Genomic DNA, 15,961 nt, shown 5'->3' on the forward strand with positions numbered 1-15,961 from the left:
GATCTATGAAACCGCGCCTCAGCCTGTTGACCGCATGCCTGATTCTCAGTGCCTGCGGCAGTCCCCCGCAACGTCCCGACAGCGGCATTGTGCCGCCCGCCGCGTGGCAGTCCCCGCACAACACCAACGCTTTGCGCGATGACGCGCGCTGGTGGACACGCTTCGCCAGCCCGCAACTCAATCAACTGATCGAACAGGCTCAAGTCGGCAGCTACGATCTGGCTGCCGCCATCGCGCGCGTCCGTCAGGCCCGCGCGGGGACAGTGATCGCCGCCGGCTCGCAATTGCCGGAGATTCAGGGCACCGGCAATGCCAATCGACAGAAACTGCTGCGCGGCGATGGCTACCGTCAACTGGATGCCGACAGCAACAACAAGGCGGTGGACTACTTTGATATCGGCCTGAGCGCCAGTTACGAAATCGATTTCTGGGGCGGCAAGCGTGCCTCCCGTGACAGCGCGCAATTGAGCTTGCAAGCCAGCGAGTTCGACCGCGCCACCGTCGAGCTGACGCTGCTCAGTGGTGTCGCCAACAGCTATGCGCAATTTCTCTCCCTGCAGGAACAGAGTCGCATCGCCGAACTCAATCTGGCCAATGCGCAAAACGTCCTGCAACTGGTGCAGACCCGCTATAACGCCGGCTCCGCCACGGCGCTCGAACTGGCCCAGCAGAAAAGTCTGGTGGCGGCGCAGCAACGGCAGTTGCCGAACGTTCAGCAACAGGCCCGCGAAGCACAGATCAGCCTGGCTGCACTGCTCGGCCGACCGGTGCAGGACTTGCCGGCCAGCCATGAATCCTTCGATCAGTTGCAATGGCCGGCCATCGCCGCCGGCCTGCCCAGCGAACTGTTGACGCGCCGCCCGGACATCGCCCGCGCCGAAGCGCAACTGGCCGCCGCCCAGGCGGACGTCACCGTCGCCCGCGCGGCCATGCTGCCGAAACTGACCCTGAGCGCCAGCCTGGGCTCTGGCGCCAATCAGGCTGATGATGTGTGGCGCAGCCCGTTCTACAACCTCACGGCGGGACTTGTGGCGCCGATTTTCAATAACGGCCGTCTCGGTGCCGAGCGCGACAAGGCCACGGCCCGCCAGGAAGAGCTGTTGCAAACCTATCGCGGCGCAATCATCAATGGCTTCGCCGACGTGGAAAAAGCCCTGAACAGTATTCGTGGCCTCGATGAACAGCGGCAGTGGCAAAGCGAAGAACTGAATCAGGCGCAGACCGCTTTCAATATCGCCCAGAGCCGCTATCAGGCCGGCGCCGAGGACTTGCTGACGGTGCTGGAAACCCAGCGCACGCTTTATGCCGCGCAGGACTCGAATGTGCAGCTACGCCTGTCGCGGCTACAAGCGAGCATCGCGCTGTACAAGGCACTGGGTGGGGGATGGCAGGCGCTGTAATTGCCCCGCCCTTCAGACTGTCATCGTTGAGTCGCCGCCCGGAGCAGGCTGCGACTCGACGATTGAACGATAACGCGGCCCTCAGACTGCGTCGGTTTTAGCCTTCAGATTGCGCGCATACCACGGTCGCTTCGGCACTCGCCGGAACAATCCTTCGAGCTTCTTCTCATCCGAACCGAACACGATTCGCAGCGCCAGCTTCATGGTTTCCGGATCCATCTCCACCGACTTGCCGACCTGCAACCCCGGCGTGGTGCTGCAACCGTGGGTGGTCGGACCGAGCCACGGATCCGCGACTTCGACCCAGCGTCCCGGCGCAAACCATTTCACACCATTGACTTCAAGCCGCGTGACCTGGCCCGGATGGAAACGCTCATGGGCGCGGAACCAGTCTTCCACACGGTCATCGATCCAGCCGTGGAAATGCCAGAACACCGGGTTCACATGAGATGAAAACGGATCGCCGAGGAAGTCGTTTTCCGGGGCGAACCAGCGCGCGGCGAAGTCGTCCAGATCCCGGGCCAGCGGCACCGGCTGACCGTTGGACGGATCGCGCGGCACCGAAGCCCAGCGCATGTGCAACCAGTCGTGCAGCCCCAGTTCTACTTCGGAGCCGAACTGACCGAGGGTCATCTTCGACAGATATTGTGGATCGCGGTACTGCGACTCCCAGACTTCGAAGTTGCTCTGATAGGTCTCGGCGGTCTTGATGTCACTGACCCACTGGCTGAATTCATCGTCGCCATCGGCCAGCCAGGTCGGCGGCAGCGCGGTGCCGTCGTGGTTGTCGAAATAACGGGCAAAACCCTGACGGTCGCGCACCAGTTCCGGCTGCGGCAGCGGGAAGAACTCCCACGACGGCAGATCCTGCAGGGAGCGCGCCGTCCCGAGCATGTGCCGGTGCATGAAAAAGAAATCGATGCCTGAACCGTTGCGATCCTTGCGCTTGCCCCGGGCGTCACGCTCCTGATCGCGGGGGCCGGGCTGCCAGCCGAGGCCGCGTATGGCGTTGCGTTTGTCCTCGGACAGGGTGTGCCATTTGTCCCGCGTTGCGTGCCACACCTGGTGGAACAGCCGATGCTCGGGCGACACCAGCCAGGCCAGCAAAGGCCCATTCAGCGGCGTGCGCTGGCGGGCTTCGGGGAACAGGCATTTGACCGCGATGAAACGGTGATCCTGCGCCGGCAAGGCCAGCGCCCGGTCGAGGCGCTGGACGCTGCCGCTGAGGGTGCCGCTGCCGGCATTGCCGAAGTCCGCCCAGACCTCGTCGAGGATCATGTTCAGTTCGTAGTCGACGCTGCCGCCGGTGCCCAGCAGGCGCCAGCTGAGCTTCGAGACCTCGGCGCCGGCAAGATCGCCGAGTATTCGGTAACGAGGTGTGTCGGCAGAGCGCAGACGCTCCGGCGTGTCGAGAAAACCGCACACGCCCCGGCCTTTCTGACCGATGTCGAGGAACACTTCCAGGCCTTGGGCCGGCAAACCGTCCAGGCCCGCGTCACGCCCAACGAAGCGGATCTTCCAGACCCCGCGCAACGCATTCGCCAGGCGTTGCCCGGCCACGTCGGCGACATCGAAAGACGCCTCACCGGGGGTGATCGTCGGGTCGGGCTTCGTCCATTCGCGATGCCCGAAATAAGCTGCAGGTACGGCAGCGCCGGTCAGCGCCAGGCCTGCCATGAACCATCGTCGAGAAATCCTCATTGCCCTACCTGTGTTCAGCCCTGAAGCAGGCTTTATCCAAGCTAGAACGTTTGCTGAGCGAACAAATTTAAGCGCCATCGCGGCGGACTAATTTTCTTCCGCGCCCGCTCGTTCTTCCCAGATAGCAAAGGCCTCTGTGCCTGCACCTCGACGGCGAACCTGACTGAGATGGCAATGACAAAACCACGTTCGAAAAAGGCTCTTTACATCGGCCTGCCGCTGGCCCTGGCGATCAGCGCCGGTGCCGGTTTCGCGGTCTGGGATATCTGGTTCAAGGACAATCCCGGCTACCCTCGCAAAGTCATGCAGCAGGCCGAAGAGCTGCACGAACACATGCTCTCGTTCGACAGCCACATCACCATCACCCAGAACTTCGGCACCACCGGCCACGAAGTCGACAAGGACGGCAGCGACCAGTTCGACCTGGTCAAGGCCAATCGCGGACGCCTGTCCGGCGCGGCACTGACGATCTTCGGCTGGCCGGAAATCTGGAACGGCGCCAATGCCCCGCACAAGCCCACCGCCGGTTTCGTCGACGAGGCGCGCAACCAGCAGGAAATCCGCTACAAGATCATTTCCGGCATGGTCCGCGACTTTCCCAACCAGGTCGGCATCGCCTACACCGCCGACGACTTCCGGCGCCTGCACGGCGAAGGCAAGTTCGCAATCTTCATCAGCATGCTCAACGCCTACCCGCTGGGCCACGACCTGAACCTGCTGGATCTGTGGACGGCGCGCGGCATGCGCATGTTCGGCTTCAGCTATATCGGCAACAACGACTGGGCCGACTCGTCGCGCCCGCTGCCGTTCTTCAATGATTCGCCGGACGCCCTCGACGGTCTCTCGGATCTGGGCAAGCAAGCGGTGAAACGCCTGAACGACTTGGGCGTGATCATCGACGTGTCGCAGATGTCGACCAAGGCTCTGGAGCAAGTCGCGCAACTGAGCCGCACCCCGCTGGTGGCGTCGCACTCGGCGCCGCGCGCCATGGTCGATATCCCGCGCAACCTCAGCGACAAGGAAATGCAGCTGATCAAGAACAGCGGCGGCGTGGTGCAGATTGTCGGCTTCTCGCAGTACCTGCGACCGCTGACCCAAGAGACCCAGGACAAGCTCAACGAACTGCGCAAACGCTACGACCTGCCGCCACTGCCGAACCTGGCCGTGGCCCTGATGCCGGGCGATCCGATCATCTCGGCGTGGTCGGAGCAGAAGTTCGGCGAATACGCCGGCCAGCTCTACGCGATCCTCGAAGGCGAACCCAAGGCCAGCCTCAAGGATCTGGGCGACGCCATCGATTACACGGTGCGCAAGATTGGTATCGACCACGTCGGCATCAGCTCGGACTTCAACGAAGGCGGCGGCGTCAAAGGCTGGGAGAACGTCGGCGAGATCCGCAATGTGACCGCTGAACTGCTGTCGCGTGGCTACTCCGAAGCCGATATCGCCAAGCTCTGGGGCGGCAACTTCCTGCGGGTCTGGGACCAGGTGGAAAAATCCGCCAAACCGGCACTGGCCACCGCCCGGGAAGTCGCCAAGCCATGAGCAACCGCCGTGACTTTCTCAAGCAAGCCACAATCCTTGCCGCCGCATTGCCACTGGGCGCCAGCCTGCCAAGCCTCGCCAGCACTTCGAGCGCCGCTGCCCCGCTGCCCCGCAACAAGTGGGCGCAGTTGCAGCAATTGTTCGATCAGGATCCGGCCTGGCTGCACTTCTCCAACTTCCTGATCACCACCCATCCGCGCCCGGTGCGCGAGGCCATCGAGATGCACCGCGCCGCCCTCGACAAAAACCCGGGACTGGCGATGGATTGGGATCACGGCGTCACCGAAAAACGCGAGGAAGCCGTGCGCGTGCTGGCCGGCCAATACGTGCAGGCCGATGCCCGGCAGATTGCGCTCACCGGCAGCACCACCGAAGGCCTGGCGATGATTTACGGCGGCGTGCAGGTGCGTGCCGATCAGGAAATCCTCACCACGGCCCATGAGCATTACGCCACTCACACCATCCTCGAACTGCGCACCCAGCGTGACGGCACCAAGGTGCGCAAGATCCGTCTGTTCAAGGATCCGCAACAGCTCAGCAAAGACGAAATCCTGACCAGCATCGACCGCGCCATCCGCCCCGAAACCCGCGTGCTGGGCATGTGCTGGGTGCATTCGGGCAGCGGCGTAAAACTGCCGCTCGCCGACATCGGCGCGCTGGTCGACAAACACAACCGCGGGCGCAGCGAAGCCGATCGCATCATTTACGTGGTGGACGGCGTGCACGGTTTCGGTGTGGAAGACCTGAGCTTCCCGGCCATGAACTGCGACTTCTTCATTGCCGGCACCCACAAATGGATGTTCGGCCCGCGCGGGACCGGGATCGTCGTCAGCCGCACGCCCGAGGTGAAATACGTCACGCCGATCATCCCGACCTTTTCTGAAGCCGAGCACTTCTCCACCACCATGACCCCGGGCGGTTACCACGCCTTCGAACATCGCTGGGCGCTGACCGAAGCCTTCACCTTGCACCTGCAATTGGGCAAGGCCGACGTGCAGGCGCGCATTCATGAACTCAACAGCTACCTGAAAACACGCCTGCTGCAACGCCCGCAAATCGAGCTGGTCACGCCGTTGAGCCCTGAGTTTTCCGCCGGCTTCACCTTCTTCCGGGTCACTGGCAAGAACAGCGACAAGATCGCCGCGCACTTGATGGCCAACAAGGTCGTGGCCGACGCCGTGGAGCGTGATGTCGGGCCGGTGATCCGCACCGCGCCGGGCCTGCTCAACGACGAAGCACAGATCGACCGCCTGCTGGCCGTGCTGGATCAGGCGCTGTGAGCCGAACCTTTTTCTTTTTACAGAGACTCGAAATGAACAGTGAACTGCCTCGTTTTGCCCTGAAAAGCCTGTCGGCGCTGACACTCGCCGCCCTCGCCGCCTGCCTGCTGCCGACCACCGCCCAGGCCGCCACCCCACCGGCACCTGGCAAAGTGTTCAAGGACTGCAAGGACTGCCCGGAAATGGTCGTGCTGCCCACCGGCACGTTCACCATGGGTACGCCTGAAGATGAAGTCGGCCGTGAGCCCGACGAAGGCCCGTTGCACCCGGTGACGTTCGCCAAACCGCTGGCGATCAGCCGTTTCCAGGTGCTCAAGGGCGAATGGTTTGCCTACCTCAAGGACACCGGTTACGTCATGCCCGATGGCGATACCCGCCCGGGCCGCGCGTGCAAGGCCGGGATCCCGGATTACGCCGGCAGCGACCCGCGCAAGCAGTACACCGATAAGCACCCGGCAGTGTGCATGGACTTCGCCGAGGCCAACGCCTACGTGGCCTGGCTGTCGAAAAAGACCGGCAAGCAATATCGGCTGGTGAGTGAGTCCCTGCGCGAATACGCCGCCCGTGGCGGCACCACCGGGCCGTTCCCGTTTCCGTTCGATGAGGGCAAGGAATACAGCATCGCCAAGCACGCCAATACCTACGGTGCGGCCGATGGCTACAACTTCACCGCGCCGGCCGGCAGCTTCGCGCCCAACGCCTTCGGTGTGTACGACATGCACGGCAACGTCTACGAATGGACTGCCGATTGCTACAACGAAAACTACGAAGGCGCGCCGAGCGACGGCAGTGCGTGGGAGACCGGCAAGTGCCAGTTCAAGCGCATCCGCGGCAACGACTGGGGCGAAGCGCCGGTGTTCTCCCGCTCCGGAAACCGCAATGCGCTGGTGCCGACCGAGCGCGGTGACTGGATCGGATTTCGCGTGGCGCGCGACCTGTAAGCGAGAGCACCGCAGCGGCAGCCGCCGCTCGCTCGTCGCTTGAGTCCTTGATAAACCCGCGGGCGGCTAAATCGCTGCCCGCGGGTTTCGTCTTTTAACCAGCCCTACCTTTGAACCAATGCCTTGACCGGCACTAAAAGCGGAAACCTCCATGACCACAAAATCGCGCGGAGCCATCAGTGAAGTCCTCGGCCTGCTCAAGCCTTATCGGGTCGTCGTGGCGCTGTCGATCCTGCTCGGCATGCTCGGTGGCGTCAGCGTCACCGCCCTGCTGGCGACCATCAACAAAGCCCTGAACGGCACTGGCAGCCCTTCGGCCACGGTATTGGCGACGTTTGCCGGCCTCTGCGCCTTTGCCCTGTTGACCTCGATTCTGTCGGACATCGGCACCAACCATGTCGGCCAGCACATCATTGCCGGGCTGCGTAAATCCTTGGGTGAAAAGGTCCTGCTGGCGCCCATCGAACAAATTGAAAGGTTCCGCAGCCACCGCCTGATTCCGGTGCTGACCCATGACGTAGATACAGTCAGCGATTTCGCCTTTTCCTTCGCGCCGCTGGCCATCGCCTTTACCGTGACGCTCGGCTGCCTGGGCTATCTGGCGTTCCTGTCCTTGCCGATGTTCATCCTGTTGCTGGTGGCCCTGGTGGTCGGCATTGCGGTGCAATACGTCGCCCGCAACAAAGGCATCAAAGGCTTCGAAACCGCTCGCGAAGCCGAAGATGAGCTGCAAAAGCACTACAGCGCGATTGCCGCTGGTGCCAAGGAATTGCGCATTCATCGGCCGCGCCGCCAGCGCATGTTCAGCCAGCGCATCGAAGGCACCGCCGATTTCATCTGCCGGACCCACATTCGTTCGGTCAACATTTTCGTGATGGCCAAGACGTTCGGCTCGATGCTGTTTTTCGTGGTCATCGGCCTGGTGCTGGCCCTGCAGTCCTTGTGGCTGGGCACTGACAAAGCGGTGCTCAGCGGGTTCGTGCTGGTGCTGCTGTACATGAAAGGCCCGCTGGAATACCTGATCACCACCCTGCCGGTGATCAGCCGCGCGAACATCGCGTTCAAGCGCATCAACGACCTGGCCGAGCAGTTTTCCTCGCCGGAGCCGCACCTGCTGCTGAGCGAATCCGCGCCGGTGAGCAAAACTCCGGTCCAGCAGCTGCAAATGCACAACGTGCATTACGCCTTTCCCCCGGTCAAAGGCAGCGCCGCCTTCGAACTGGGCCCGGTCAATCTGAACATCGCTCAGGGCGACATCGTGTTCATCGTCGGCGAGAACGGCGGCGGCAAGACCACCCTGATCAAACTGCTGCTGGGGCTGTATGCACCACAGCGCGGTGAAGTCCTGCTCAACGGTCAGGTGGTCGATGCCCGGGCACGTGATGATTACCGCCAGCTGTTCACCACGATTTTCGCCGACTACTACCTGTTCGATGAGCTGGTACAGGGCGATCAACAGGTCCCTGCCGATGCCGGCCGTTATCTGGAGCGCCTGGAAATCGCCCACAAGGTGAGCATTCAGGACGGCGTGTTCAGCACCACCGATCTGTCCACCGGCCAGCGCAAGCGTCTGGCCCTGATCAACGCCTGGCTGGAGGAACGTCCGGTGCTGGTGTTCGACGAATGGGCCGCCGACCAGGACCCGGCGTTCCGGCGGATCTTCTACACCGAGTTGCTGCCGGAACTGAAACAGCTGGGCAAGACCATCATCGTGATCTCCCACGACGACCGCTATTTCGACGTCGCCGATCAACTGGTGCGCATGGAGGGTGGCCGGGTCGTCACCCACAAAAAGCCCCTCGAAACCGCCTGAGCGAAAGCGCCCTTTCAGCCGTCAGCGCCTGTGCGCTGTCGGCCTTCAACCTGAATGTTTATCGCCGTGGACCCGACTGTCGGCAACGCCGTCAGCGACCACGGCGCTGCCAACCACGAGAGACCGATGAACGACTTACTCGATGATGAAGTGCTGGCGCTGCTGATGGCTGATGCCGGCGTGCAACTTCAAGGCATTCCGGCCCGCCCCCGTCTGGTCCCGGCGCCGCTCTCCTTCGCCCAGCAGCGCTTGTGGTTCGTGCAACAGCTGACGCCCGACAGTGCCGCCTACAACCTGCCCCGTGCCGTGCGCCTGAACGGCGTTGTGCAAGCCCGGCATCTGCAAGCGGCGCTGAACAAAGTCATCGCCCGCCACGACGTGCTGCGCAGCACGATCGTCGAGATCGACGGCGTGGCGATGCAGGTCGTCGATGAACACGCGACACTCAAACTGGCCTTCGAAGACCTGCGCCACCTGAGCGGCGAAACACGCGACCCCGAACTTGCCCGACGCATCGCCGTCGAGGCCGGTCTGCCCTTCGATCTGAAAACCGCGCCGCTGATGCGCGCAACGCTGCTGCAGACCGCCGACGATCAACACCTGCTGCTGATGAACATGCACCACATCGCCTCCGATGCCTGGTCCAACGCCATTCTCATGCAGGACCTGATGCAGGCCTATGAACAGGTCGTGGCGGGCGATCCGTCGCCGCTGCGCCGACCTGCCATCCAGTACGCCGACTACGCCAACTGGCAACGCGGCGAATACCTCAACAGCCCTGCGTGCACCGACAGCGCTGACTATTGGCGCAACTACCTGGGGCAGACCCTGCCGCCGCTGGAACTGCCGACCGACTTTCCTCGTCACGAACAGCAGACTCACCCGGCCGGCAAACACGACTTCAGCCTGCCGACGGCGCTGACACAGAATTTGAACCGCTTCTGCCAACAGTGGGGACTGACGCCGTTTGTGGTGGCGCTCGGCGCCTGGCAATTGCTGTTGAGCCGCTACAGCAACCAACAGGACTTCACGGTCGGCGTGCCGAATGCGAGCCGCAATCGCAGCGAAACCCAGGAGTTGGTGGGCTTTTTTGTCAGCGCTCAGGTCTATCGCGTACGCATCGATCCACTGCTGTCGTGCGAGGATTTTCTCCAGCGCCTGCGCCGCGAAACCCTCGCCGCGCTGGACCATGCCGACTACCCGCTGGAGCTGAGCTTCGACGACCTGCAACTGCGGGCGAACGGGCAGATCAATCCTTTGTTTCAAACGCTGTTCAACTGGCGCACCGAGGCCTCCGGCGAAGGCCCGCTGATGTTGGGCGACCTGGCGCTGGACTTCCTTCCGGCGGACACGACCCAGGCCAAATTCGACCTGTCGCTGGACATCGCCTATTCGCTGGAGCGCATCGACGCCAGCCTCGAATACAGCCGCGACCTGTACACCCCCGCGACCCTTGAACGGCTGGCCGGTCACTGGCAGAACCTGCTGCACGCCATCATCGAAGATCCGGGCCGAGCGCTGAGCGAACTGCCACTGCTGAGTCGCGATGAACGCCGCGTGCAGCTCGAACAATGGAACCCGCCGCCCTCGGCCTTGCCCGAGGAAGGCGTGCACCAGTTGTTCGAGCGCCAGACGCTCGCCACACCGGACGCGGTGGCACTGATCGTCAATGACCTGCACGTGAGTTATGCCCAGCTCAACTCGGCGGCCAACCGACTGGCGAACACCTTAATCGCAAGCGCCGTCGGCCCCGAAGTCCGCGTAGGCATTGCCGTCGAGCGCTCGGCGCACATGATCATCAGCCTGCTGGCGGTGCTCAAGGCCGGCGGTGTCTATGTGCCGCTCGACCCCGACTACCCGCAGGAACGCCTGACCTGGATGATCGAAGACAGCGGCCTGGATGTATTGCTGACGCAGGATTCGCTGCTTGAGCGGCTGCCGTCGGCGCCGTCGGTCCAGGTGCTGTGCGTCGATGAGGTTGATCCCCTCGATGACCGACCTGTCGACAACCCGCCCTGCCGCACCTTTGCCAGCAATCTGGCGTACGTGATGTTCACCTCGGGCTCCACCGGTCGTCCGAAAGGTGTGGGCATCACTCACGGTGCATTGGCCCGTCACGCGCAAATCGGCCGGGAATTCCACGGTCTGACGCCTGCCGACCGCTTGCTGCAATACGGCACGTTCAATTTCGATGCGTTTGTCGATCAGCTCTATCCGGCGCTGATTTGTGGCGCTTCGGTGGTGCTGCGCGGACAGGATATCTGGGACAGCGAAACCTGGTACCAGCAGTTGCTGGAGAAAAAATTCACCGTCAGCGAACTGACCACGACGTACTGGAATCTGCTGGCCAAGGACTTCGCGGCCGCCGGCCCACGAGATTACGGATCGCTGCGTCAGGTGGTGGTCGGCGGCGAAGCCATGCCGCCGGAAGCGGTCGCGGCCTGGGGCCAGGCCGGCCTCGGCCACGTGCGCCTGCTCAATGTCTACGGCCCGACGGAGGCGACCGTCGACTCCACGCTGCTCGACTGCAGCGACTACGTCACCGGGTGCCTGCCACTGCCCAAAGCCATGCCGATTGGTCGGCCGCTGGCCGGTCGCGCCGTGTATCTGCTCGACAGCGGCGGTCAGCCGGTGCCCGTCGGCACCATAGGCGAACTGATGATTGCCGGCGAAATGCTCGCGCGGGGCTATTTCAATCGACCGGAACTGACCGCCGAGCGCTTCATCCCGGATCCGTTCAGCACAGGGGGTGGCCGCCTCTATCGCACCGGCGATCTGGCACGCTATGGCGCCGACGGCGTGATCGAATATGTCGGGCGCCTCGACCACCAGGTGAAAATTCGCGGCTTCCGTATCGAGCTTGGCGAAATCGAGTCCTGCCTGCTGCAATGGCCCGCCGTACGTGAAGCGGTAGTCATCGCCCACGAAGGCGCGACCGGCACGCAATTGATCGGCTATGTCGTGCCGCATGCGAGCGAGCCACCAGAGGACGAACTGCGCGAAGCCCTCAAGGCAGAACTGAAAAGCCGCCTGCCCGGCTACATGGTCCCCGCTCACCTGATGGTGCTGAACGCATTGCCACTGAGCCCCAACGGCAAACTGGATCGCAAGGCGCTGCCATTGGCCGATATGCATCAGGCACACCGGCCGTTCCGTGCGCCGCAAACGCCCCTCGAAACAGCACTGGCCGAACTCTGGCAGGAGGCGCTGCATGTCGAGCACGTGAGTCTGGACGACAATTTTTTCGAGCTGGGCGGTCATTCGATTCTGGCCATTCAGTTCATTTCCGCCTTGAACGCGCGCCTGGGGATCAAACTGGCCCTGCAGCAAATGCTCGCGCACCCCACGGTCGAAGTGCTGGCCCGGTTTATCGGCATGGAGCATCAACAACAGGTGCAATGCGTGGTCGATTTGACCGGCGTGACATCAACCGCCACACCGCTGTTCTGCCTGCACCCGAGCGGCGGCATTGTTTTCTGTTATCAGCCGCTGGCCAAGCGCCTGAGCAAGCACGCGCGCACCTTCGGCATCATGCACAAAGGCTTCGCCGACAAGGACGCCAGCACGCAAACCTGGCCCGAGATGATTGCCGAGTACACCGAGCAGATTGTCGAAAAACACCCCGACGGCCCCTATCGCCTGATGGGCTGGTCGCTGGGTGGCGCGATCGCCATGGACGTGGCTGCTGCACTGGAACGCCAGGGTAAACAGGTAACCTTCCTGGGCCTGGTCGACACCACCCTGCCGGAAAGCATCTTCCCTGCGGACCTGCCACGCAAACCGCTGGAGGAAGACAACCCCGAGTACCTCAGCGCAGACAACGAACTGTCCGTTGCCGTGGAAATGTTCAGCCTGATGTTTGCCCATCTGGAAGAGCCGGCGGCGCGTTACATCGCCGAGAATCCGACGACCAGTCTCAAGGCCTTTTATCAGTGGGCCAGCCAGCAAGCCGCCACCGACGAACAGGAAATGATCGCCACGCTGGAGGCCATCAAGCAGGAAATCATGAACGCCCAGGCGTTCGACATCCATGAGCGTCTGGTCAAGAGTTTCGATGCGTTCTCGCTGCCAACCCTGAAGGTCAAGGCCAGTTGCTGGTGGTCGTTGCAGCACAAGACCCTGGAGCAAGTGCTGCACTCGGAGAAGGTCTTGCGTCAGTACAACGTCAGCGGGCAGATACAAGGCTCCGTCCACTCGCCACTGCCGCACCGCAGCATGATCTATGGCGAGAGTCTGCTGGACTCGTTTGAATCCGTGCTTCTTGCCTGCGAAGGCGTGACGCGGGACTGACCCTTCGGTTACACCAACAAAAACGCAGAAGCCTCGGCTTATGCGTTTTTTTATGCCTGCAATTTTGTCCGGGGCTTTCTGCGTGCCCACAGGAATTGCGGGCATAAAAAAACCGGCCCACCCTCCTTGTTCAGGAGCGTGGGCCGGTTCGGCGCCCGATCAGTTCATCAGAACTGCGGGGTGTACTTCACGGAGAACATCACGTTGCGAGGATCACCAAAGTTGTTGTTACCGCTGAGCTGGTTATAGGCAGCATTCACGTAGTTCTTGTCGAACAGGTTGTTGGCGTTGACCGCCAGACCGATTTCCGGCGTCAGTTGGTAGGCAACACGGGCGTTCCACACGGTGTAACCCGCCACCTCGTAAGTGCCTTCATAGCCCAGGGTATGGTTCTGAGTGGTGAAACCCAGCCCTGTGCTCAGACGGTTCAAGTCACCGGTGAACTGGTAGTTGCCCCACACGCGCAGCATGTGTTTCGGCGTCCAGGTGCTGAAGGTACGACCTTCCATGTCCGGGTCGTCGAGGTACTTGGTGGTGTTGTAGGTGTAACCGGCAAACAGTTGCAGGTTATCGGTCACAGCACCACTGATTTCAGCGTCCAGACCCTGGCTGCGCACTTTGCCCGCCGCCGTGGAGCAGTACCAGCCGTCACATTCCATACCGCCGGAGATATCATCGACCGCACGGTTTTTCTGGTCGTAGCGAAACAGCGCCAGGGAGGTGTTGACCCGACCGTCCATCAGCTCGCCCTTGAGGCCGATTTCGTAGTTGCTGCCGATGATAGGCTTGAGCATCGAGCCATTGGCATCGCGCACCGTCTGCGGCTGGAACACGTCGGTGTAGCTGGCATACACCGCCCACTCGCGGCTCAGGTCATAGACGATACCGGCGTAAGGAGTGACTTCCCCGGTTTCGTTCGATTTGCTCGGATCAGCGTCGACATATTCATCGCTGAAAGCCGCGCGGTTCTTGGACTTGTAGCTGAAGTCATACCAGCTGACACGCGAACCCAGCACCAGCGTCAGGTCATCGACCGGTTTGACGCGCCAGGTGCCGTACAGACCCTTCTGACGAATATCGTACTTACTGTCGATGGCACGGCCGCCGGCGGTATTGAGCAGACTGTCGTAGCTGATGTCCGGACGATCATGATTGACGTTGAAGATCGTGTCGGTGGTGTTGTTGTTGAAAGTACGGGCGAGCTGGTCATCCGTTTTCAACTGGGAATAGTTGCCGCCGATCATGACTTCCTGCTGCATCGACAAGGCTTCGAACTTGCCGGTCAGGTTCATGTCGAGACCGACCTTGGTGGAGTCGAAATCGGTGATGAAGTCGGCGTACTGAATGCCAGTGCCATCAGGCTTGAGACCGGCACCGGAGCTTTGCAGACGCTGGCTTTTCGACTCGTTGGTTTCCGTCATCTGCACGGCACCGACCTTGAACGCCCAGTCGTCGTTGAAACGGTGTTCGAGATCAGCGTAAAGAGTGGTGACGTTGATCTGCGAGTGGTTCCATTTCGCGCCGCCGTAGGTCGAACGCGAAACGTCCGGCATTCTTCCGTCGGAATAACGCGGCAGGCCACGGATCATCGGACGCGACTCGGCTTCCGTGCGGCTGGCCGCCAGGCCCAGGGTGGTGTCTTCACTCAGGTCGAAGTCCAGCGAGCCGTACAGCGAGTGGGTCTTGCTCCATTCGTAGTCGACGAAGGAATCGCTCTGGTCTTCATCGGCAACAAGACGGCCACGGATCGTGCCGGCCTGGTTCAGCGGGCCGCCAGCATCCAGTTGCAGACCGTAGTGATCCCACGAACCGGCCTTGCCGGTAATGCTCACGGTCGGTGCCGTCTGCCCGCGCTTGCGCACCAGGTTGATCGCACCGCCAGGGCTGCCGGTGCCTTGCAACAGGCCGGACGCACCGCGCAGGATTTCCAGACGGTCGAAGAAGATCAGGTCCTGAGTTGCCCAGTTGCCCAGCGAGTAGGTGTTACGTGGAATCGGCACGCCGTCGTACTGCCAGTCGTCGATCTGGAAACCGCGCGAAGACACGATGATGCCCTTGCCGACACCCTGCAGGCCGACGATGCCGGTAGTCTGGTTAAGCGCGTCCTTGAGGTCGACCAGATCCTGATCGTCCATCTGCTTGCGGGTCATCACGGTGACCGACTGCGGAATTTCCTTGAGGGTGTGAGTGCCCTTGCCGATCGTGACGGCGTTGGAAGTGTACGAGTTGCTGCCTTCAGTGGTTGCCCCGACCTGTTGCGCACTGATATTGGTTGCGCCCAGTTCCAGGCCCTGTGTGGCCGTGCCGCGCACCAGCATCAGGGTGTTGCCCTCGATGCTGTAACGCACGCCGGTGCCGCGGAGCAATTCGGCAATGGCCGCCTGCGGGCTCATCTTGCCGCTGACCGCGTGGCTCTTGAGCCCGGCCATGTCATCAGCGTTGTAGATCACTTGCTGGTTGGTCTGTTGACCGAATGCCTGCAGCGCTTGCGGCAGCGATTGCGCCGGAATATTGATGCTGACGTCTTGCGCCATCACCTGAGCGCTCAGCGGCAATACGCAGACCAGCCCCAGACCGGTCAACACTCGGCGCGAACGCAGGCCGCGGGACATGACGAGTGCCTTGAACAGAGGTTTCAACTCATGAATTGCTGACATCGTGCTCTCTATTATTGGTAGATGTGAAAGTCCATTGGGCCGAAGGGCCCGCCTCTGCCTGCACAAGTGAGCCACGTACTCGATGCCTCTCAAGGCGATCTGTCAGTGCGTGCCGACCGGCCCCTCCCCGGGCACGGTCATCTGGCTGGACAGCGGCGAAATTTTGCGCTGAACAAATCCGGTGACCTGGCTGCCCTGCCCGACCCGATTTGCCCACATACCTTAGTAAGACGGAGCACCTCCAAAAAACCGGAATGAGTTTATTTATCATTAGCGCGAAAAGTTAAAAAAAAGGCCGACGCTGTTGGGCGACGGCCTTTTGTTTCATGTCATG

8 protein-coding genes are annotated in these 15,961 nt (G+C 62.0%); 6 read left to right on the plus strand and 2 right to left on the minus strand.

From position 1 onward, the window contains the following. Positions 1–5 precede the first annotated feature (5 nt). Entirely contained in the window at positions 6–1,400 is a 1,395-nt protein-coding gene (locus F2P67_RS10165) for an efflux transporter outer membrane subunit (protein ID WP_166219923.1), read from the plus strand. An 81-nt stretch (positions 1,401–1,481) separates the two neighbouring features. Here the strand turns inward: F2P67_RS10165 and pvdP are convergent, their stop codons facing one another. Further along, positions 1,482–3,101, minus strand: a complete 1,620-nt coding sequence (gene pvdP, locus F2P67_RS10170) for a pyoverdine maturation tyrosinase PvdP (RefSeq protein ID WP_166219925.1) — start codon at positions 3,099–3,101, stop codon at positions 1,482–1,484. A 174-nt stretch (positions 3,102–3,275) separates the two neighbouring features. Between pvdP and pvdM the strand changes: the two genes are divergently transcribed. From pvdM to F2P67_RS10195, 5 genes are all read left to right on the plus strand, one after another. Beyond that, entirely contained in the window at positions 3,276–4,646 is a 1,371-nt protein-coding gene (gene pvdM, locus F2P67_RS10175; RefSeq protein ID WP_166219927.1) for a pyoverdine-tailoring dipeptidase-like protein PvdM, read from the plus strand. Next, positions 4,643–5,926 (plus strand): pyoverdine-tailoring periplasmic protein PvdN, encoded by a 1,284-nt coding sequence (gene pvdN, locus F2P67_RS10180; RefSeq protein WP_166219929.1) that lies wholly within the window; start codon positions 4,643–4,645, stop codon positions 5,924–5,926. The genes pvdM and pvdN overlap by 4 nt, the downstream gene beginning before the upstream one ends. A 32-nt stretch (positions 5,927–5,958) precedes the next feature. After that, positions 5,959–6,867 (plus strand): dihydropyoverdine dehydrogenase, encoded by a 909-nt coding sequence (pvdO, locus tag F2P67_RS10185; RefSeq protein WP_166219930.1) that lies wholly within the window; start codon positions 5,959–5,961, stop codon positions 6,865–6,867. 151 nt (positions 6,868–7,018) lie between these two features. Continuing rightward, positions 7,019–8,680: a cyclic peptide export ABC transporter gene (locus tag F2P67_RS10190; protein WP_166219932.1), complete on the plus strand. Its 1,662-nt coding sequence runs from the start codon at positions 7,019–7,021 to the stop codon at positions 8,678–8,680. 126 nt (positions 8,681–8,806) lie between these two features. Next, entirely contained in the window at positions 8,807–12,970 is a 4,164-nt protein-coding gene (locus tag F2P67_RS10195; RefSeq protein ID WP_166219934.1) for an amino acid adenylation domain-containing protein, read from the plus strand. Positions 12,971–13,137: 167 nt separating this feature from the next. On the opposite strand, the gene F2P67_RS10200 is transcribed toward F2P67_RS10195, so the two are convergent. Further along, positions 13,138–15,627 (minus strand): TonB-dependent siderophore receptor, encoded by a 2,490-nt coding sequence (locus tag F2P67_RS10200; RefSeq protein ID WP_166219936.1) that lies wholly within the window; start codon positions 15,625–15,627, stop codon positions 13,138–13,140. Positions 15,628–15,961: the final 334 nt, after the last annotated feature.

Source organism: Pseudomonas atagonensis (assembly GCF_011369485.1).
Classification (GTDB): Bacteria; Pseudomonadota; Gammaproteobacteria; order Pseudomonadales; family Pseudomonadaceae; genus Aquipseudomonas; species Aquipseudomonas atagonensis.

Coding starts and splice junctions, on each gene's coding strand:
- F2P67_RS10165 (WP_166219923.1), top strand. CDS start 6: ATGAAACCGCGCCTCAGCCTGTTGACCGCATGCCTGATTCTCAGTGCC.
- pvdP (WP_166219925.1), bottom strand. CDS start 3,101: ATGAGGATTTCTCGACGATGGTTCATGGCAGGCCTGGCGCTGACCGGC.
- pvdM (WP_166219927.1), top strand. CDS start 3,276: ATGACAAAACCACGTTCGAAAAAGGCTCTTTACATCGGCCTGCCGCTG.
- pvdN (WP_166219929.1), top strand. CDS start 4,643: ATGAGCAACCGCCGTGACTTTCTCAAGCAAGCCACAATCCTTGCCGCC.
- pvdO (WP_166219930.1), top strand. CDS start 5,959: ATGAACAGTGAACTGCCTCGTTTTGCCCTGAAAAGCCTGTCGGCGCTG.
- F2P67_RS10190 (WP_166219932.1), top strand. CDS start 7,019: ATGACCACAAAATCGCGCGGAGCCATCAGTGAAGTCCTCGGCCTGCTC.
- F2P67_RS10195 (WP_166219934.1), top strand. CDS start 8,807: ATGAACGACTTACTCGATGATGAAGTGCTGGCGCTGCTGATGGCTGAT.
- F2P67_RS10200 (WP_166219936.1), bottom strand. CDS start 15,627: ATGTCAGCAATTCATGAGTTGAAACCTCTGTTCAAGGCACTCGTCATG.